This window comes from Paenibacillus sp. Y412MC10, assembly GCF_000024685.1.
Lineage (GTDB): Bacteria > Bacillota > Bacilli > Paenibacillales > Paenibacillaceae > Paenibacillus_AQ > Paenibacillus_AQ lautus_A.
The window spans coordinates 3419522-3440254 of sequence record NC_013406.1; the positions used below are offsets into that span (position 1 = coordinate 3419522).

A 20733-nucleotide genomic window follows, 5' to 3' on the forward strand; every position below is an offset into this window, starting at 1 on the left:
GATTGCTTACCATTTGCTGACCCGGCAGGAAGATTACAAAGATTTAGGGGCGGATTACATTGAAATGCGACACCAAGATACCATCGTCAGACAGACCGTACGAAAGCTAGAGAATCTTGGCTTTACCGTAACGCTAGCCACTCGAGAAGCGTCCTAATCCATCCCCGCCTAGACGAAGAAGGCGCAGCTTTTTTAAAACCGTTTAAGCTGCGCCTAGTTTCGTGTTGTCTTCTTTGGACTTACGTTATGAGTTATTTTCAGGGTAGCTTGATGAAACGGCATGGAAATATAGTTAGATACTTATCTAATCGGTAATCGGCTCATGTTCTTGTCCATTACGGCAATCGGTACAAGTTCTTGTCTTTGACTCGGGACAAGAACTTGTACCGATAAAACAAAAAAGCCGCTATTTTAGCGACTTTCTATGGGAACATTTTCTTGTCCTTCGACAGGATGACAAGAACTTGATAACATTCCCCACCCACCTCCGTATTACTCCAGGCGTACATAGTTTGTGTTACTGTGTAGCGATGCAAGAATATGATTGTAGTTAAGTTATTCGTTATAAAAAGAAACGGCCATCCGGGGAAGGATGGCCTTAAAACTTGCCGTTGATATCGCGGTGACTCTTATCATAAATATAATGCATTGTTACACTATCCTACCTGTTCGTATAATGAGGTCACCAGAACTTACTGGTCGACCTCCTTTTTGTGTGGTCATAAGATTGAGATGGCCGGAGATCGAACGTTTCTGCCCATGGGATTTGATCCCGAGAGCGATACCCAGGTGCAGTTCACTGTTGGGTGGCTGCCTTCGGCTATCGTGTCCCGTTAGCGTAATCACGATGGTTAGGTCCCTGCAAAGAAATGGTCAATACGTAGTTGTTAAGTCTAATGCTATCATTACGAAACAGTGACTACATCCAATTCGCCCAGATCTGGCGGACGACGAAAAAGTGTTGCCTGCTCAAAACTATAGGCGATGCTGATTAGCGTGGGCTCACTTAAAGCCCTCCCGGAAAAGACAACACCAAATGGCCCCTGCGTCGAATCGCCATCAGCATCAATTGTTCCTTTTGCTGAATAACCGGCGGGCACCGTAATAAGGGGATACCCTAACCGGGCAGCAATGTACATGCCATCAACGTCACCGGGTAACATTAAAGCATCTAAGCCGTGTTGATCGAGTACATAGTCAATCCCTTGCGTTACAGCCGGATGGTTATATTCTTGTCGTTTAAGTTGATATGTTGTCTCGTTTAGCGCATTTTGTTCCGAACGAATCAGATTATCTTGGCCAAACTTCAATGCGGATGCAGCGTGTTTCTGATTATAAGCTATCAGATCTTGAAGAGAATGTACGGGCAGATCCGAGTTCAACTTTGAAAAATACCGATTCAGGCCTGTTTTGAATTCGTAGCAGATAACATCATTGTTCCATGGATGCTGTTCCAAATGGAGGTCCACAGGATCGATAACTGTAGCACCTTGCTCACGCAGAACATTAATGGCGGATTCCATGATGGAAAGTCTTTCTTCATCCAACGACCGATAGTAATGTCTAGGAATCCCAATTCGAGTTTTACACAGAAAGTCTCGATCGAGATAAGTTGTGTAGTCATGAAAAGTACGATGTGTGCTAGTCCAAGTTGCCTTATCGTTTTCGTCAAAACCGACGATTGCCCCGAGTAGAATCGCTGCATCAGTGACTGTCTTGGAAATTGGCCCTGGTGTATCCTGACTTATGGAGATTGGGATTATGCCGCTGCGGCTCGTAAGCCCTACAGTAGGTTTTATTCCGACAAGAAGATGTTGGCTGGCCGGTCCAATAATCGAACCTGCGGTTTCTGTTCCGATCGCTGCTGCTGTCAGGTTCGCCGCTACGGCTGCAGCCGATCCTGAACTTGATCCGCTGACGAAGAGCTTGCCAGGTCCATATGGATTCAACACATACCCTCCTCTGGAACTGTATCCAGCTGGCATACGATTGGACATAAAGTTCGACCACTCGGTCATATTGGCCTTACCTAGAAGAACAGCGCCAGCAGCCCGGAGCTTTGCGGCTACGAACGCATCTTCAGGAGCAAACGACTCAGCCAATGCGATTGAACCAGCGCTCGTATGCATCCGGTCGTACGTATCGATGTTATCCTTTAGCAGGATTGGAATTCCGTGCAGCGGCCCCCTACTACCTGTTGTATTTCGCTCAAGGTCAAGATTCCTTGCTATTTCAAGAGCATCTGGATTGATCTCTAATACGGCATTGATCAGAGGATTATACCTATGAATGCGTTCGATATATGCAAGGACGAGGGCTTCGGATGTACATTCACCCGAAGACATTGCCTTTTGCATGCTCACCAAATCGGCTTCCTGAATCCAATCTTGTAAGTTAATGCTCATATATTAAAATACCCCCGGTACTGGTAAATTTTCGGACAACAGTAATATGGTAACATGCTGCCTTGCCAAGGGTATAGGTAAAGTTTTGATTAGATAAGAATGTATCGGTTGGGCATCGCAGTAGAGCTTGTATTTTCCTGAAGGTTAATGTTGTAACTAAAGTAATCTGCCCGTTAGTTCAATAAGAAGGACGCTCCCGCGCCTTCGCTTGGGCTACATCCTCCTCATTTTATTCCATTTCCAATTATAATTAAAGAACGTACGCGGGTAGCATGTAGTGCTTAAACAAGGGATTTAACTTAACCTAAGCACTAAGAAAATACTTTATTATTTCAATCCTACACTTTATTCTCTCAGGACACTGTTATGAAAGAATATAAAAACCGGCGATCATCGTATATAATTGTCGGTATGCTCGTGAAATCACTTAGAAAGTTCAGTTCTTCACAACTTCCTTGTTTTTATTCAATAATTGACCCTTTTGGTGTCTTACGTTTAGCAACCTCAACCATCTTTTTGAATAATCAACGCCAACTACCTTTTGAGCTCCTTGGAGTGATAAAAGACGAGATAAATATCCTTCATCGCATCCTGCATCTAGTATGAACTTGCCAGATATCCTTGCCTGATACCTTACCAATCAATTTGAAAATCACTGGATTCAATAAGAAACGGCGATTAAGATCGCCATGGGCAGTGTACGATTTACCCATTTCTTTACGCATACTGATCCTAACGTTTTATCGCATCTTCATTATCCCACATCATTAAGTCACCCCTATCCTTTGATCAGAGTCAAGAAAAGCTCAACCTACACCTGAAATTACTCAAGATCCCCATAAAAGGAGTAGGGATCCAGCTTATTCTTGTTATAAACTTGCTATAATATTTTTGTGGTTACGATTCATTTAAACCCCACCCTTTCCTTATTTTTGAACTTATGAGGCTTTTGTCGTTTTCCGTGCTGGCGAAGTAAAAATAGTCCAAGCACAATGGCGAATGCAAGAAAAGCAGCGAACAAATAAAAACCAACATTAGACGCATGAATAAGGGCATCCCTTGATTGTATTAACTCATCACTTTTAGCTCCTGACAACAACTGAGAAGCTACATCGGACTTCGCTACCCATTGAATAATGACCAAAACAAGTGCTTGGCTGATAGCCCGGCACATATTGTATACCGTCCAAAACACCCCGGATGCAGGCCCTGCTTGATTTTTTGGGGCAGCTGACAGCACTGCCTTAGCAAGCGATGGCCAGGAAAGCCCGGTCGCTGCAGATATGATCAAAAGGGGAATGATGACAGCTGCATTCGACAGCTCGGTCCCAAGCTGCCCGAGTAATAGGATTGCAAGACCGATCAGAAACGAACCGAGCAATATCATTTTTGTTGTGCCGAAACGATCTGCAAGCTTGCCTCCAATTGGGGCCGTGAACAGCTGGGGTACGGATAAAGGGATCAACATAAGCCCTGCCTCCAATGGACTTAGGTTTTGAGCTCCTTGTAAATACAGTGTCAAAAGAATAGAGACTGCAAAATAACCGATGCAATAACTAGCGGTGATACCAAGCCCTATCGTATAATCCCGATAACCGAGGAGACCCAGATCAAACAATGGGTGTCGAGCTTTTTTTTCAATGATAACAAAAGCGATCCAAAGGAGAATTCCTATTGCAAGCAACCCAAGCGTTCTACTCGACGCCCATCCCCAGGCTTGCGCTTCGGACAGGACAATGAGAAAAGCGGTTAAACCCGTCCCATAGGTCAATAAACCAGGCCAGTCTGTCTTGGCTTTCTCGAGTTCCGCGGATTCCTTTAAAATGAGAACTCCAGCGATCAAACCCAAGATTCCTAGCGGAACCACTGCATAGAACATGGAACGCCACCCGAACCCGCCGATGAGTGCTCCACCGACAACAGGGCCAAGGAGAGAACCAGTCACCCATGCGATGTTGTTGATGCCAAGAGCCCTACCAAGCTCATGTGGAGGGAATGTCTTCATCAGAATCGGGGTGGATGCTGCCATCGCCATAGCGGCGCCGGCTCCCTGTAGCAGACGAGCGAGGATTAATGCCGTACCGGAACTTGCCATTCCGCAAAAAGCGGTAGCTATGGTGAATATAGCGAATCCCCATAGAAAAATCCGTTTCGTTCCGAACATATCGGACCAACGGCCGGAAGGAAGCAGAAATACGGTACTAGTGATGTAGAACGAAGTAAGCGTCCACATCCCCATTTCAAGCGAAAGATGCAAATCCTCCATGAGCGGAGGGATACCGTTGACCACAATCGTCGCATCCAGATTCGTAATAAAGGACACAAGCGTGACAACGAACAGTACGGACCATTTGCCAGATTGCTTACGTTTGATCATAAGGGCACCGCCTTGATGGAGGTGCCCCTCTTATGATCCAGTGCTAATCCATATTCGGATTTTTTATCGATTAGGGCCTGTTGTTTCAATTGTTCCGATATCATGCTACGCCTCCTTGATACTGCTTGTTTTGACACTTATTCTTGTATGGAATACTGAATTATTGTAGCAATCCAGAAAAATAATGCAGCCGAAAATCGAGCATTCATTTGTCTTCGTAGTTTCTGAATGCTTGCATCCTTTTTGGCGGCGGACGGATTAAAAATTCTGAAGTATCGCTCGGAATAAGTCGATAAAAAATTGTGTACTGGATTCGTGCAGGAAATGAACAACTTCACTTACAACATGAAATAACCGGCTCCTCGTACAGGAAGCCGGTTATTATGATAGCAAATGATGTTCTCCATAACGAACTCACTAACTTGCATATCAGTTAGTATATTTCTCTGAGGTACTTCACCGTACCCTACACTTAAATAATTAATAAATAAATCATTTAGTGACCCCTTAGGTTCCTACAGCTTTCAAACCAATGATTGAAAAAAAATCCGCGAACGAAGGACGCGCGAAGCTTAAGGAAGAGTGACAACTGATCCTTCCAACCATCTGGCAGCAGTCTGTCGACCATTTTCAGTATAGCCTAGTGAGAAATGCTCAATGAAGAGTTCATACTGCACTTTCCGTTCAGTCTTCGAACTTTCCCGAATACATAATCCCAAGCCTAATTCTCCAGAATCATTTCCTCGCTCTTGCCACGTCACGATCAAGAAATGCATTAACGGTCACAAGCATTCTTTCCATCTAAAAAACGGCTGTAAGCATAAATTTGTTTATTTTATTTGGAATCTAAGCAGTTTCTTTTCGTCCCGCTTGATTCGAGCCATGAAGTTTAAAATATCTTCCATCTCGGTCAGCTCCCCCTCGTGTCTCTCTACCATGGTACCATCCTCATCAATTAAGACCGTGAGGGGCATCCCGACGACTTGGTAATTTTGTTTGATATTCAGGTCGCTGTCCAGTACTATCGGAAACTCGAGCTCATACCGGTCCACGAATTTTTGAGCCGTCTCTTTGTTCTCTCCGACATTAATCGCAAGCATTTCCACATCTGACAGCTTATACGCCTCGTTCAGCAGCGGCAACTCATTTACGCATGGATTGCACCAAGATGCCCAGAAATAAGCTACCCTTCTTCGATCCATTCTATCGTCGGTACTCAAGGTGCTTACGTCTAATAGCCAAGACCATCCTCCAGAAACATCGCAACAGACTTGACTCTTGAATTCGATGTCATATGTCTTTTCTATTTCGCCGATTGCCCCCCCCCCCCCCCAAGTTGGCTTTAATGCGCTCTTAACACACTGTCTACAAAAAGAGAATAATATCTTAAATGCGATTTCTAATGGGACTATGTTCTTGTCCTTCGACATTAGAGAAACCATTCTGTGGGACAAGAAATGGATAAATAAATGGATGGTTACTTATACTAACAAAATCAAAAAGTAAAAATGGAGAAATCTCTATATGATGAGTATGTTATCGGAAGTTTTCAATGATTGTATGGATTTTCAAAAACGCTCATTTTGCGAAGATCATTTACAAGTCGCGTATCTTAGCACGTTAATTGGCAATGACGAACTCGTGCGGGAACTTCTTCATCCGTTGTCAAAATTGGAAGAAAGGGACATTATCGACCTATTAACCCAGTCCCCTTTCCTATATTCGATGACCAGGTTGGGTTGGTACTACCGAAAGTTCATTATTAGATCAGGTTGCTGCTGGCAAGCTGCTTCTTGGTACATCGAATCTTGGGTTCGTCGGATAGCCGACATTCAGATAAACCACTTGTGGGATATAATTTCGCTCAGCTAAACTGCCCGTTAGATTTGATTAAATTGCATGGAAACTTAGTTAGACACTTATCTAATCGGTAATCGGCTCATGTTCTTGTCCATTACGGCAATCGGTACAAGTTCTTGTCTTTGACTCGGGACAAGAACTTGTACCGATAAAACAAAAAAGCCGCTATTTTAGCGACTTTCTATGGGAACATTTTCTTGTCCTTCGACAAAACCAACCGTATTAATCTGATCTAATTGTTAATAACACGGATTCACCCTGATTATGGTAATAATACATATAAACACCTATTTTGACAACTTTACTACCGATTCAAAGGAATATACATACTCTGTATCTCCAGTACTCCAGGAATAAACCCGAGGTTAAGATAGACTGACTCTGCATCATTTCCTTCCATTACGTATAGCCTTAGAACTGGATATTTATCTTTAAGGACACTCAGGGCTCTTTTCAACATACCTGTAGCCAACCCTCTTCCCCTGTAAGTGGGCATAACGCCAATACTGTATACTGCTGCTTGATTGTCTTGTAAACAAAGACGACAATTTGCAATAAGCTGACTCGTATCCTTATCATATATAAGTGTAGAAGCTTGAATTAAAGTCTCGTTTGTAAAATTAGGATCTTCCTTAGGTATAAAATCTTCAAGAGAAGATTTTTTTCTCCGTATTGCTTCAAAACCTCCTGTGAAGCTATTATAATCACACCAAGCGATTTCATCTTCGTTAATGAATCTCTTTGCACCCGTCTCATCTTCCTTAATCTGAGGGCATTTAACTGTAAGATTACTATCCCAAATAACCTGAAAATGATCTGTAGGCCGTTGCATCCAACGACATCTAAATTCATCTGGCCAAAATCCTGCTCTTGTAAATAAATTAACTTGATCTGGAAGAATCTCAAAGGTTCTTATGTGTTTAGTTCTATCAGACCAGTGTATTAACATTTTTTTAAGAAGCTTCAGTACCTCATATGAATTATTAAACGGGGGGATATAAAATAAATGATAAATAGTATTTGGTGCCATCCTTACTCCACCTATTCTAGACTCTCCTTTATAGATCCAAAAAGAATTTCTTCGTGGAGTATTGAAACCTTCTTCCCTGAAAAAACCGTTATAACGCATATTATAATAAACCGAACAATACAGTCCCCACTCTTCATGATCGGCCCTACGAATTGAATATTCATTTGATAAATCAAAAAAATTTATGTCTTCAGACCAATTAACTAATTGCACATGTTATCCCCCTAAATAAATGAGTTCGTGATTTGCAGTGATTGTAAATTAAGTAGAGTTCTCACAATTAAAATAATAACAGAACGTTAAATGTGGTTTCTTGTACAAATTAATTATATTTAAACTAATCTGCTCGTTAGCTTAATGAAATTGGAAAAACAGTTAGATATTTATCTAATCGGTAATCGGAACATGTTTTTGTCCTTTACGGTAATCGGTACAAGTTCTTGTCCCGATAAAACAAAAAAGCCGCTATTTTAGCGACTTTCTATGGGACCATGTTCTTGTCCCTCGACAACAGATACGCAACAAATCATTTTGGAAACGACTAGAATGGTACTGATGTTCATGAATAGGATCAATTTCAACAAAATCACATGTATCTTCTGGAGCTGCATTAATTATCAATTTCAAGTTACAATGCTGCGCATGAATGATCCATTTAGATAGTGATTTTGTTTCGTTCAAGTTATATTGAACCCAATTAAATACATCTTATTTTTTGATTTATACTATCCGGTCCTCTCCTCTCCATTCTTTCCAACTAGAAGAATGCAAATTAGCGAGTAAATGTCCACACTTACACATAAAAGCTTGATCCAACTGTTTATTGGTTAATAAAAAAGGTATCTTTCCTCTGCAATCAGGACATGAATTAATCAACTCACCTCCATGAAATACACATTCATCAAGAAGCTTAAACTGATGAAACCATGAATGGTATCCCCTCTTTATACATTCCCTACACCAATGGAGTTCATCGTGAAACCAATGTTCCCAGGAACTATACAATCCTAAAAATGGTTTAATCAGAGACAGTATAATATTCTCGTTGTATTCTTTTAAGTTTACACCCAGTGTTTGCTGAATTAACTCATGATCGAAACCATTTAACTCCAGAAGGCCCCTTCTTTTATCTCCAATGTTATGCTTTATGGACTGTGTTTCCATATTTCCAAATACTCGAAGTATTTCGTTGCGATCAGCGATGTTTACTAGACCTAACTTTTCGAATACGGACCACGGGGATTCAAATTCATGAAGCCGATTATCGACGGTAAGCTCATTCCAATCATTTCATTGATCTGTTTCCATTTTGGTGCGACAGTAAGTCTTGCCCCTTCTTCAGCAATGGCTAACCATTGGTGGAAATAATTTAATATTAATTCTGAAGTGTAACGATTCAGAATTTGATGAAATACCGGACTACTTTCAACATTAGAAAGATTCATTTGAGAAATCAGTATTTTTTTTATGTTCGCCCATCGTTTAGAATGGGACCTCCCTGCACTTCCCTGAATGACTATCTGTTTTGACTTTGCGTAACTGTGTCCTTTTCGCTCGTTTGGATTGCAACGGATTCACCATGTAATAGGTGTAGTCACTTCGATCCAAATATGAAACCAATGCACGGTGGTAATGCCCTGTTGCTTCCAGAACCACCACTGGAGCCAAACCCGTTTCAGCTTGAAGCCTACTCAGCATTTCCGCGAATTGTTCGAATCCACTCGTTCCATGCTCAATGTCTACAGCTTTTCGTTAGGGTTTGCGCTAACGCTTTTTTCAGCTTCTCCTCTTCGAAGGGATCAAGTTTTAACTCGGTTAATTTCTCTACATATAAACTGTACAAAATCGTTTCTTCCGGTTCGTATTCCGCAAATTGCTGTAACTCGTAAGCATTTCCTTCAGAAATTCAGAAGCAGGGACAATACCTTTCTCCTGTCTGTCTTGAATTCTATCTATGACATGCGCGACTTTATCCGAAAACCCGTTTAGCGCAATGAATGAACGCATTCACCTCTATGAAAGCGCTTTTGCCCTATACATAATGGTGTTAGATCGTAGTAATGTAAATATTGCAATAATATAGAATAAAAACATCGAATTGTAAACTTTGTATGAAAGGAGGTGAAAAGGGCTCGACAAACTGTAGTCTCGCTTATTCACCTGGACATAACTACGACAACGAAAGCACCGGAGAAGCCAAAAGATTATAATCCCCTCGCAAAGGAGCAAGAAGCGGCCTTTCTTGAGAGGTAGAGCATAGACCCTGGTTAAGTACAGGCTCTATTCCCGCCACCGGCTATTAAAGAAAAAAATCATATTTTTCAATTATCCTCCAAACGCTTCTATATGTCGAAGTTAAAAAGCTAAGAATGAGCGAGAAAGCAGGAGAAAACATTACTTTATAATGGGAGGGAATTTGAGATGTCCAAGTCCAAAAAAGGTTTAAGTCTAATGCTGATGTTAGCTATGACTGTTAGTTTTGCGCCCCTTAGCTCCGCGGCCGAGGACGGCACGGGCAGCATAAGCATTCCTAACCGATACAACACACCCTACTCCGTCGATGACAATGAGATCTACATCTTCGCGGCCAACTACAAACCGTTCGAATATAGCACGAACGAGGACGACCACACCGGCGGCGACGTGGTATTCAACGAGATCATCGGCGACAAGCTTCGGGAAGCGTTCCCGGGACTTAAAATCAAGGTTGGCACCTGGGACTATCCGGTCCGCTATGAGGATCTGGATGCGGCCGGGATCGTACCCGATATTATCATCGATAACCCGTACAACCGGATTGATCGTGATTTCGAGCATCGCAGCTGGGTCCAGGATATGACTCCTATGATCGAGCAGAGCGGGATCGACCTGGGCTCGCTCAACCAGGCCGCAGTGGAGATGGTAAAGTCGCGGTCAGATGGCGGGATCTACGGCGTTCCGCTCTTTATCGACGACTATGTACTCTACTACAATAAGAAGATCTTCGATAAGTTTGGCGTAAAGTATCCTACGCCAGGCATGACGTACGACGAGATCTTCAAGCTGGCCAAGAAGCTGACCACCCAGGACGGGCTTGACGCCTACAAGGGTTTCATGCAGCATCCCGACAACTACTTGCAGTATAACCAGCTCGGGCTGTATCCCTTCCAGCCGACTGACAGCGAGGAGCCAGCATCTGCGGACGTGAAGGTGGACATCACGTCACCGGAGTGGAACCAATTGGGAGAGAACATCGATCGGTTCCTCTGGCTTCCTCGTAACGGGTTCACCACGGTTAACGATTTCCTCAAGGGCGACATGAGCCGTCCCGGGCATGTCGCGATGGCGGTGGACACATTGCAGAAGCTGCCGGCATACGTTGGCGACGACCTCTTCATCAAGGATGAGGATGAAGAGATCTACCATGAATGGTTGAGGAGTATCGATGTCGGTGTCACGTCGGTGCCAGTGCTCAAGAATCGTTCAGAAACGACTTACCAGCCCAACACGATGGCGGCGTTCATTCCGCCGCAGGCGCGCCATCAGGAGAAGGCCATCGAGATCGTAAAATGGCTGGTGTCGGAGGAGGGACAGGTAGCGCTATCTCGCAATGCCATCAAGGGAGTCCTGGAGACGCCGGCAGTCGTGGACAGCTTTGGTGACGACATTCCAGGGCTGGCCAACGTCGACACCTCGGGTGTGTATTGGGGTTCCAATGCTGTCGTACAGAACTACCAGAACACCGAGTACTGGGATATTCCGCTGTATTCCGTGTTCCGGCAGCACGTGTTGAAGGACGCGATGTCGGTTGAGGCGGCGTTTACCGTCACCGAGACCGTGGACATTCCCAACTACATCAAATCCCAGTCGGAATCGGGTAAAGACTGGTAAGCAAATGTCGTACCCTTGAACAGACTCTGAGCTCAAAATAAAGAAGATCGGCTTATCGTACCTGTGCAAACAGGCGTAAGCCGATTTTTTTACAACATATGAATGTTTAAGCTCTTTAAAGCGATAAAGCGTATCATGATTCACACTTCCTCCATGTTGTTAACCAATCGAATGGCTCCGTTACAGGCTTGCATCACCTTCCTTGCAAGCATATTCAATCCGAGGGAGCAGTTTGCGGTAAACGTCCTCGATGTCAAGGATCGACATCGGCTTCGGGTTGTTGTCCATCAATCGCTTGACTTGGAAAGCGGCTTCGGCGAGTACGGGAACATCCGAGGACTGCACGCCGTAGACGGCTAGATTCTGCGGAATTTGCAGCTCTTTCGTCCACTCCGCGATCCGTTCGACGACAAGCTCCGCCGCATCGGCGGAAGCGCCCGCTTCGGTCACGATGCCCATGGCGGAAGCGACGCGCCTCAGCTTATCCTGAACGCTGTCCATATTGAACGCCATGACATGCGGAAGGAGCATCGCGTTCGCCGCCCCGTGAGGGATATGGAACCTGCCGCCGAGCGGATACGCCATCGCGTGAACGGCCGCCGTGCCGGAGCCCGCGAGCGCCATTCCGCCGAACATCGAACCAAGAAGCATCGCGCTTCGGTCTTCGACGGCGTGTCCGTCATGGAACGCGGACACGATGCTTCCCGAGAGCAGACGAATCGACTCCAAGGCCAGCATGTCGCTGATCGGGTTCGCTTTGTTGGACAGAAAGGATTCCAACGCGTGCGTGAAAGCGTCCATGCCGGTTTCCGCCGTGATCGACCGCGGAAGCGACAGTGTCAAGGCGGGATCCAGCACGACCAAGCTCGCGTATAAGCGGCTGCTGACGATGCCCAGCTTCAACGCTTCCTCCTCCAGCGTCACGATGGCGTTCGGCGTGACTTCCGATCCCGTGCCGGACGTCGTCGGGATAAGCGCCGTCGGTACTCCCGCATGGGGAATCCGCTCCGTGCCGATCATCTCTCTCACGCGCAGCCGGTTCGTACGCAAGACGGACAGGAGCTTCGTCGCGTCCAGGACGCTGCCGCCGCCGATTCCGATGTAGACGTCGAAGGGCTCTTGCCCGATTCGGTCGGCCAGCGCTTCGATGTGGTCCGCGGTCGGCTCCCGCATGACGCCGCCGATCGTTTCGGAGGCGATGCCGCTTCCGGCCAGCCGCGCGGCCAGCTCGTCCGTTGCGCCTTGCCTTCGCATCGCGTCCGATGCGACGATCAGCGCCTTATTGATCCGGCCCAAGCCGCGAAGTTCCGGCCCTAGATTTTGCATCGCGTGAAGTCCGGCGATGATTTTGCCGGAGGTTTGAAATTGATAGATTCTTGCAGGCTCATTCATTCGAATTCCCTCCCGGATTTGCCCCTCGTTATTCGTGCGGGCTGTCGCCGCCTTGCTTGTGTATCGCGATTCTCGTAATCCGGTAATCCTTGATCGAATCGCGATTTCATCACATTCGTTCTCTTTCCATCTCGGTCGTTCGATGATTCGCGGCAAAGGTAAAGCAATAAGAGCCCGGGCCCGAACGATAGACCGCGTGACCGTCTTCGTGTCCCTCGTATGCGACGTCCGGCCCGCTCGCGAGCACCGGCGTGTCCGGAGAGGAGGGAATCCGGATCAGACCTTCGCTGTTCGCCGGAATATCGACCCGGACGGTCATTTGGTTAGACGGGCCGAGCTCCCAGCGGACGCTCGCCCTGCCGGAGCGAAGCTGCTGCCACGCTTCCGCCCATTCGACGCCTTGGACGACCGTCGGCTTCGCCTTGACGAGGTAGCGTCCGACTTCCGGGCGATAACGATAATCCAAGCCGGCAAGGCTGGCGTACAGCCACTCCTCCAAGTGGCCCAGCATGAAATGGTTTTGCGATTTTCCGACGGTCGGTCCGTCCCAGGCTTCGGTCAGCGACGTCGCGCCGTGAGCGACCTGATAAGCGTAGCCGGGCGCATGCGGGTTTCTCGCCATCTTGCCGACGACATCCGACCGGCCTCCGCTTGCAAGCGCCGACAGCACGTAGCGGTGCCCGACGTCACCGGCGGTCGTCTGCCAGCCCCGCTCCCCGATATTGCGGACGAGGCGGTCCAAGAGGACGCCGCGCAGTTCCTCGGGGGCAAGGCCGATCGCGAGCGGCATGGCGATGGCCGTGTCGCTCCCTTCGGCGTACATGGCGTTAGCCGTATCGTAGAACGCCGAATGAAACGCCGTTCGAATGGATTCGGATAGCCGCGAATGGGCGGAAGCGTCCTCGGCTTTGCCGAGCACCAGCGCGATTTCGCCGAGCGCTCTCGCCAGCCCGAAGAAGATGGCCGTCTCGACCAGCGCGACGGACGTATTCTGAGCGAAGCCGGGGCCTTTCGGTCCGATGTCGTACCAGTCGCCGAGCCCGCCGCGCAGAATGAAGCCGTCCGATGCCTCGGTCAAATAATGGACATAACGGCCCATCCCCTCGTAGTGCCGCTCGAGCGTTCCGACGCTGCCGTAACGCCGAAGCATCTCCCACGCGAGCAGAATATAGGAGCCCCCCCAAGCGGCCGCGTCGCGAAACATGTGCCAAGGCTCCTCGAATACGACGTACTCCGGCGCCGTCGTCGGCACCATGCCGTTCGGAAGCTGGGCATCCGACATGTCGCGCATGATCTTCTCGAGCAGCGCTTCGCATTCGTAGTTGAACATGACGGAAGGCCCCATGAGATGTAGCTGCTCCAACCAGCCCAGCTTCTCGCGATGCGGACAGTCCGTGAAGACGCTCTTCATGTTGCTGAGGATCGCCCAGTTGATGATCTCGTGAATCCGGTTGAGCAGCGGATCCGAGCACCGAAAGCCCCCGGCGTCCTCGACGTCCGGACCGATCATGTGGCCTTCGAGACCGTGCAGCACGGGAAGGTCCGATTCCTCGACGCCTTCGCCGGCGGGCGCCGCGCCCTCCACTTGCACGTACCGGAAGCCGTAATACGTGAACCGGGGATGCCATTCTTCGATGCCTTCCCCCTTCAAGACGTAATTCAGCTCGTATGGCGATCCCGAATATTTCTGATTGGCCAATCCCTCTTCCGTCAAGAGCTCCGCGGGCTTCAGCTTGACCCGCGTTCCGTTCGGGCCGCTGACGCGAATGCACGGCCAGCCCGAGAAATTTTGCCCCAAGTCGTAGACGTACACGCCCCTCCGCGGCTCCGAGACGCTGCGTGCGGGCAAGCGCTTGGTAATCGCGAGCGGGGGAGACGATTGCGCCGTCAGTTTGCCGGGCGGGGGCTCCAGCTCGCAAGCGCGTCTCCAATCCCCGTCTTCCACGAAGCCCGGACCGTCCCAGCCCGTCCGCTCCAATCCGGCATCGTAATCCTCGCCGCCGTAAATACATGAGAAGGTAAGAGGGCTGTCGCTTAGCGACCAAGTTCCGTCGGTGACGATCGTCTCCGCGGTCCCGTCGGCATATTCGATGACCAGCTCCGCCAAACATTTCGGGTTGCCGAAGCTGCCCTTGAACTTGGCGTAGCGTCCGCCGGCCACGCGATAGAAGCCGTTGCCGAGGAGAACGCCCACCGCGTTCTCCCCCTGCCTGAGCCCGGGCGTCACGTCGTAAACCGAGTACAGCACCGTCTTGTCGTAATTCGTCCACCCCGGCTCAAGCTGCCGGTCGCCGACCTTCGCCCCGTTCAGGCGCAGCTCGTAATGTCCGAGTCCGGTTACGTAAGCGCGCGCGCGGGCAACCGGCTTCTTCACCTCGAAAGACTTCCGGAGCTGGATCATCGGTCCGCGGTCCGCCGCTTCGGCGGCATCGCCGATCCAGCGCTCCGACCATTTCGCTTCGGCCAATAGGCCCGTCTCCCACCATGCCGCCTTGCTGACGGCCGGTTGACCTTGGCCGTCCCACGCCGTTACGTGCCAGTAATACCTCCGCCTCGGCATCAGCGACGCCCCTTCGTACGGGATGGAAACATGCTCGCAGCTTCTCACGATGCCGCTGTCCCATACATCCGGTTCGCCGAGCTTTAGACGCTCCTCGCTGGACGCGACGGCGATTCGGTAAGCGCTTTGGCCGCTTCCGGCTCCGGCCGGCTGCCCGAACGACCAGCTTAACCGGGGACGCTCCGCGTCCAGCCCGAACGGGTTAAGGATGCCCTCCGTCCGCAAGTCCGTCGCTTTAATCGCCGCCACGCTGCTCCTCCTTTAACTCGCGCGAAGTCGCCACGGCGATCGTTCGGTATTCGGGGAAGAAGTTGCAGGTCCTGTCGCCTTTCTGAGGCTTGCGGCATGCCGTATAGAAGTGGTACAACACGCCTTCGTGCGCTATGACGGAAGGCTTGTGGGCGTAGGATGCGTCCAGCTCTCCCGGCTGGCCGGTCTCGATGATCGGATCGGGATGTTTGGTCCAATTCAGAAGGTCGGCGGAGTAGGCGACGCCTTCCTGCGCCTTCTTGTAGTCGAAGCCGAAGAAGAACATGGCCCAGCGGTCTCCGTCCCTTAGCACGCAAGGATCGCTGACGAATCCGCCGTCCCATGCCCCCGGCGTAACGCGAAGGACGGGATTGTCCGGATGCCGGGTCCACCGGACGAGATCCGTCGAGGTCGCGAGACCCGTCTGCTCGATCCATCGGCCGTGCGTTTGGTTTTTGGCGTTGTAGAACAAATAAAAGGTTCCTTCATGCTCGAGCAAGCACTCCTTGTAGAGCCCGCCGCTCTCCCACGGCTCTCCTTCCTCCGGCGTCAAGATCGGCTCCGGAAGCCGATGCCACTCGAGCAGCTCCTCGTCCTCCGTCCAGGCCAAGCCGATTCGGGCCGAGCCTGCCTCGTAGCCCTCGCCCGGATAGGAGTGATAGGCAAGCCAATATTTGCCGTTCCACTTTTTGAGAGTGCCCGGCCCGTGCAAATCGTTGTCGCGCAGCATCCAGGTTCCCGCCACGTTTCTCGAATCCCAGGCCGAGCCTTCGTCGCGGCGCAATATCGTCGATAAAGGTTCGAACCGCAGCAGATCGTCGCCGACCGCAAGCGCCGTCTGATAGCCGATGCCGTCGTAGCCGACGTACATCATGTAGAACCGGCCGTTGTGGCGGAACACGAACGGGCAGTCCACCGCGTGGTAATCGAAAGCGCCTTCCTCCCCGGAGCCGACCAGAACCGGTTCGCTCCGTTTGTAAGGCGTCAGCCAAGCATCGATCGTCATCTTTCATCCTCCTCCGATTGCGTGAACCATGCTCGAACGGGACCGTACAGCCCTCCGGCAGGGAACGAAGCCTGCCATTCCGGCCTCGGCGTCTTGTCCCAGTAGGTGACGGCCGGGTTCGCGCCGACGAGACTGGTCGGGCGGCCGTGCTCATAGAATGTGCCTAGCGTATTCGTGACGCGTACGCGCAGCTTATGCGAGCCCGCGGCCAGCTTGCCTAACGCGAACCGATACGGGCGCCATACACGGACGCCGGCGGGAGCACCGTCCGCCCACACCTCGGCGGTCCCCCTCACGTGGCCCAAATCGAGCAATACCGTGCCTTCCGCCGCGAGCTCCAGCCGCGTCTCGTATTCGACGGCACCGCTGTGATGCGGAAGATGCAGCGCGGTCCGCCAGTCGCCAAGCTCCCCTAGGCGAGGTAAGGTTTCGAACCGGATCGGCGCGTTCATCACGGCGGCTTCCGTCAACGCGCCTTCCGGTTCGATTCGGACGGCGGCCATCGTTCCCGCCGCCTGCGGGGCGAAGGAACAGCAACCGCTTGCGAACGCCGTCTCTTGCCCGCCGATCCAAAGACGCACCTTGCCCTCGACCTCCAGGTGCATGCGATGCGTACCGACGGGCAGAGGGAATCGGAGCCAAATCGGACGGCCGATCCGGCTCGCGTCCGCCACGAACGGGACGGGCGCCGTCGAAGGCGCCGAGCCCGGCATCAGCCAGCCCACGCCGGGCAGCGGATGGGGACGATCGTTGATCCAGAGCGACTCCGTCTCGGCGAACTGCAGCACGCCGCCATGATGGACTAGCGCAGGTTCTCCCCGTTCGTCCAGCCAATCTGGACCGGTGCAGAAGGGAATCGCGCCGCCGTCCGCCAGCTCGATTCTCCCGTCGACGAACACGTCGCCTTTGCCTTCGGGCAGCAGCAGCGCGATGTCGTTCGCGCCTTCCCGCCAATAAGCAGTAATATCGACTTCCTCCTGGCCCTGCCGAATGTACGGATTGAAGTCCCCATGCTCGGTTACGGCAATCCCGTTCACTGCAAGGACCGCCCTTCCCCGCGCGGCGAACACAAGGCGCACGCGGCTTGCCGGCCGGTTCGGCGGCGCCGCCAGCCCGATCCGAAGGCGGGAGCTGGCAGCCGGCCGTCCCGCGTATATCCATTTGGGCAAGGGCATCGCGGCCGATTCGTTGATTTCGACCGCCGCGCGCTGCATGCCCTTCGATCTTGCTTCCGCTCGCAGCAAGACCGCGTTCGGCCCTTCCTTCAGCCGAACCCAAGCCGTCCTCTCCTCCGGTCCGCCGCTCCATTCGATGGCCTCGCCGTTCACCCATCCCTGCAGATCGGCATTGCTTTCCGTTCGGATCCAGAAGCATCCTTCCTCGCGAGCCATGGCGTTCGTGGCGGCCCAGACGGTTTCGCCCTTCGACGCTTCGCCAAGATGCAAATATCTTCGCGGCACGCGGCCCATCCGTCCGGCCCAGGACCGGAATTTCAGATCGCCGAATACCGTGCTGTAGACAAGCGGCTCCGCTTCTTTCGGATCGTAGGACTCGCCTTTATGAACGTGCCAGTAAGCGGCTTCGCTCCATAGCCGTTCGTCCCAACCCGCGTCGGAATACTCCTGCATCTGCCAGCCTGCCGCCGTTCCGTCCTCGCCGCGTTCCTCCGTGCGGACCCGCATCATGCGCCGCTCGGGAGGCATCAGTCCCCGTCGTTCAGCATGCAGGTCGAAGTCCCCGTACCGATTGTCCAGCGTCGGCTCGATCCGGACGCGCCACTCCTCCAGCGTTCGTTCCTCTCCGCCGCCTGCCGGACCTGATCCGATCTCCGCGGGAAAGCGTTCCCGATGCGAGACCAAGGCCGAAGTCCGTGCCGCCGCCGACTCGTCTGCCGCTCGGCTTCCCGCATCCCGGACGGACGTCGCGCCACACACGATCAAAGCGGCAGGCCAATGGTCGAAGGAGGCCTCTACGCGGATCCAATCGCCCTCGCGCACATACGCGACGGGACCGGTTCGGCCGGTTACCGGGTCCCATAGCTCCGGAACGCCGGCCGTTCGCAGCCGGTAGACGGCTGGCGGAAGCGGCCGCGCGGACTCGACCGCCGGTTCGTGCATCTTCAGCAGTTCACCGTTCTTCGGCAGCAGGAGAAAGATATCCGCGTCGTCCGTTCGCCGATGCAGCGACAGTCCCGGTCCTTCCGCTCGCTTCTCCGCCTTCCGCTCGGCGAGCGCGGCCGCCTCCTCCGCCGTGTCGACGAAGACGGCGCCCGGAATCGCTCCACGCTCCTCCTCCGGGACGTCAACCCCGACGACCAGCCCGCCCTGCCGCGCCATGGCCTGCGCCACCGCAAGCGCCGGCGCGTCCATGGCGGTCGTCCCGCATAACACGAGCACGCCGAATCGCTCGCCGGCGATGTCCAGCTTACCGTCCCTGACGAGGCTTCTCTCCAGCGCGGAATCGTCCACGACGTCGAAGTCGAGTCCAAGGTTGCGAAGCGAACCCGCATACGTCTCGGTATCCTTGCGGTGGGTTGTGCCCGCCACGCTCCAGTACGCCCGTCTCAGCTGCGTAATCCTCTCACGGGGGTCCCGGTTGGAAGCGCCCATCGGATGCTCTTTCGGCTTCACGTCGTCCAGGGACAGATACCCTACCGCCGCATAAGACGGATAATGAACGGCAACATCGGCGACATGGTTTCCCTCGCTCAGCAAGCGGCATACCCGGCTGACGGTGTCCGCGAACACCCCGTAGTGCTCGAAATAGGGCTGGCGCCACCCCGTATCCGGCGGCGCCCATTCCCACCATCCGCCGCGGGTGGAGTAATAGACGGCGTGGGGACTGAACAGCGTCACGCCCGTCTGCAGCCAAGGCACCAACCAATGCATCGTTTCCTCGAGCGTGCCGCCCCAGCCGCTGGAGTGAAAGCCCTCCAACCAGACGCGGGATCCGCCGTTCAAATGGACGAGGGAGGAGTGGGCCTTCAAGTCCCCGTCCATGTCCGCTCCGGGCGAATTGTACCACCGGTGCGTCCGGAAGTAATCGAGGTACAGCCGCTGCGCGCCGTTAACGTCGGCTCTGCGCGCCGGGCCGGCCTGGTCGCAGCCGATCAGCATGCCGTATTTGCGGTGCCACTCGCCGAGCGGCTCGAAGAACGCCCGTTCCGCGAGCTCCGCCGCGATCGCGTAGACGCGTCGGCGAACGTCTGCCGCACCCGGCCCTTCGTCGAACAACGCTGGAAGCGCCTCCAACAAATCGTGCCGGTGACGCTCGCGATAGAGGATCGGTACTTCCGGCGACCATAGCGGCAGCGGCGGCAGCTCGTCTTGAAAGCTGCCCGCGATCGTTCGGCCGAGATCGTCCGGAAAGCGTCTCTCGAATTCGCCGTGCACCCGGTCGAGCAAAGCGGCCGACGCTTTCGGATCCAGCCAGTTGAAGCCCTGACGCTCGGCGGTGTACCGGTAATCGTCCGTCTCCAGCAAGAGCTGGGAGCCAGTAGGCGCTTCCTCATCCTTCGGATACCTGCGCAGCTGATAGCCCGCGTATGCCGGCACCTCCGCGACGAGGCGCGCGAGTTCGTTCGCGCCGGAGAACCCGATTTGATCATAGAACCACAGTCTCATCCCCAGCCGCTCCGCTTCCCGCAGCGCGGCCTCGAACAGCGTCCACCATTCCTCGCTCATGTAAGCCGGGCGATCGCCGCAGGAGCCGTATTGCGGTCCGGTCGGCGCCAGATGGATAATGCCGATATTGCGCAGCCCTCCCTCCCGGAATTTCCGCAGCTGCCACCGGATTCGCTCTTCCGTCACCTCTTCGCCGCTCCACCACCAGAACGGCACCGGTCCGTATCGCGGATCCGGCTCCTTGAACCGATCGTGCATTCGAGTCCATTCCGAAACCATGCCCATTCCCTCTCCTCTCCGATACAGGCCTTCGCGCGAGCGTGCGATTCCCCCGCCTAGCCGGGTTCTGTTCGTTTGAACA

The 20733-nt window shown here is 52.2% G+C and carries 13 protein-coding genes; 2 read left to right on the forward strand and 11 right to left on the reverse strand.

Annotated features, from left to right (window positions below; genetic code table 11):
- Positions 1 to 905: 905 nt before the first annotated feature.
- The 6 genes from GYMC10_RS14880 to GYMC10_RS32950 all read right to left on the reverse strand — a co-directional run bounded on the left by GYMC10_RS14880 (position 906) and on the right by GYMC10_RS32950 (position 9409).
- Positions 906 to 2405, reverse strand: a complete 1500-nt coding sequence (locus GYMC10_RS14880; RefSeq protein WP_015735239.1) for an amidase family protein — start codon at positions 2403 to 2405, stop codon at positions 906 to 908.
- A gap of 436 nt (positions 2406 to 2841) precedes the next feature.
- Positions 2842 to 3045, reverse strand: coding sequence for a methyltransferase domain-containing protein (locus GYMC10_RS33280; protein ID WP_144374240.1), 204 nt, complete (start codon positions 3043 to 3045; stop codon positions 2842 to 2844).
- Positions 3046 to 3309: 264 nt separating this feature from the next.
- Complete coding sequence (locus GYMC10_RS14885) at positions 3310 to 4782, reverse strand: MFS transporter (RefSeq protein WP_015735240.1); 1473 nt, start codon at positions 4780 to 4782, stop codon at positions 3310 to 3312.
- A gap of 830 nt (positions 4783 to 5612) precedes the next feature.
- Positions 5613 to 6002 carry a redoxin domain-containing protein gene (locus GYMC10_RS31860; protein ID WP_015735242.1) on the reverse strand — a complete coding sequence of 130 codons (390 nt, stop codon included), beginning with the start codon at positions 6000 to 6002 and terminating at the stop codon, positions 5613 to 5615.
- Between the two features lie 944 nt (positions 6003 to 6946).
- A complete protein-coding gene (locus GYMC10_RS14900) occupies positions 6947 to 7885 on the reverse strand; it encodes a GNAT family N-acetyltransferase (protein ID WP_015735244.1) in 939 nt (312 codons plus the stop codon).
- 1269 nt (positions 7886 to 9154) lie between these two features.
- The gene (locus GYMC10_RS32950; protein ID WP_261979746.1) at positions 9155 to 9409 is read right to left on the reverse strand and encodes an IS110 family transposase; all 255 of its coding nucleotides are present in this window, start codon (positions 9407 to 9409) and stop codon (positions 9155 to 9157) included.
- 684 nt (positions 9410 to 10093) lie between these two features.
- Here GYMC10_RS32950 and GYMC10_RS31580 point away from each other — a divergent pair.
- Positions 10094 to 11542, forward strand: a complete 1449-nt coding sequence (locus tag GYMC10_RS31580; RefSeq protein ID WP_015735246.1) for an ABC transporter substrate-binding protein — start codon at positions 10094 to 10096, stop codon at positions 11540 to 11542.
- A 180-nt stretch (positions 11543 to 11722) separates the two neighbouring features.
- Here GYMC10_RS31580 and GYMC10_RS14910 read toward each other — a convergent pair whose 3' ends face one another.
- The 4 genes from GYMC10_RS14910 to GYMC10_RS14925 all read right to left on the reverse strand — a co-directional run bounded on the left by GYMC10_RS14910 (position 11723) and on the right by GYMC10_RS14925 (position 19748).
- Complete coding sequence (locus GYMC10_RS14910) at positions 11723 to 12934, reverse strand: iron-containing alcohol dehydrogenase (protein WP_015735247.1); 1212 nt, start codon at positions 12932 to 12934, stop codon at positions 11723 to 11725.
- A 109-nt stretch (positions 12935 to 13043) separates the two neighbouring features.
- Complete coding sequence (locus GYMC10_RS14915) at positions 13044 to 15743, reverse strand: family 78 glycoside hydrolase catalytic domain (protein ID WP_015735248.1); 2700 nt, start codon at positions 15741 to 15743, stop codon at positions 13044 to 13046.
- Complete coding sequence (locus tag GYMC10_RS14920) at positions 15730 to 16749, reverse strand: hypothetical protein (protein ID WP_015735249.1); 1020 nt, start codon at positions 16747 to 16749, stop codon at positions 15730 to 15732. Before GYMC10_RS14920 ends, GYMC10_RS14915 begins: the two co-directional genes overlap by 14 nt.
- On the reverse strand, positions 16746 to 19748 hold the full coding sequence (locus tag GYMC10_RS14925) for a hypothetical protein (protein WP_261979725.1): 3003 nt from the start codon (positions 19746 to 19748) through the stop codon (positions 16746 to 16748). Before GYMC10_RS14925 ends, GYMC10_RS14920 begins: the two co-directional genes overlap by 4 nt.
- A gap of 27 nt (positions 19749 to 19775) precedes the next feature.
- Between GYMC10_RS14925 and GYMC10_RS32955 the strand changes: the two genes are divergently transcribed.
- Positions 19776 to 20054, forward strand: a complete 279-nt coding sequence (locus tag GYMC10_RS32955) for a hypothetical protein (RefSeq protein ID WP_251495686.1) — start codon at positions 19776 to 19778, stop codon at positions 20052 to 20054.
- Positions 20055 to 20352: 298 nt separating this feature from the next.
- Here GYMC10_RS32955 and GYMC10_RS32960 read toward each other — a convergent pair whose 3' ends face one another.
- Entirely contained in the window at positions 20353 to 20640 is a 288-nt protein-coding gene (locus GYMC10_RS32960; protein WP_235201791.1) for a hypothetical protein, read from the reverse strand.
- Positions 20641 to 20733 lie beyond the last annotated feature (93 nt).

Excerpts from the sequence above, each read along its gene's own strand:
- GYMC10_RS14880 (WP_015735239.1), bottom strand. The coding sequence starts at position 2,405 with ATGAGCATTAACTTACAAGATTGGATTCAGGAAGCCGATTTGGTGAGC.
- GYMC10_RS14885 (WP_015735240.1), bottom strand. The coding sequence starts at position 4,782 with ATGATCAAACGTAAGCAATCTGGCAAATGGTCCGTACTGTTCGTTGTC.
- GYMC10_RS31580 (WP_015735246.1), top strand. The coding sequence starts at position 10,094 with ATGTCCAAGTCCAAAAAAGGTTTAAGTCTAATGCTGATGTTAGCTATG.
- GYMC10_RS14910 (WP_015735247.1), bottom strand. The coding sequence starts at position 12,934 with ATGAATGAGCCTGCAAGAATCTATCAATTTCAAACCTCCGGCAAAATC.
- GYMC10_RS14920 (WP_015735249.1), bottom strand. The coding sequence starts at position 16,749 with ATGACGATCGATGCTTGGCTGACGCCTTACAAACGGAGCGAACCGGTT.
- GYMC10_RS14925 (WP_261979725.1), bottom strand. The coding sequence starts at position 19,748 with ATGGACGGGGACTTGAAGGCCCACTCCTCCCTCGTCCATTTGAACGGC.
- GYMC10_RS32960 (WP_235201791.1), bottom strand. The coding sequence starts at position 20,640 with ATGGACTCGAATGCACGATCGGTTCAAGGAGCCGGATCCGCGATACGG.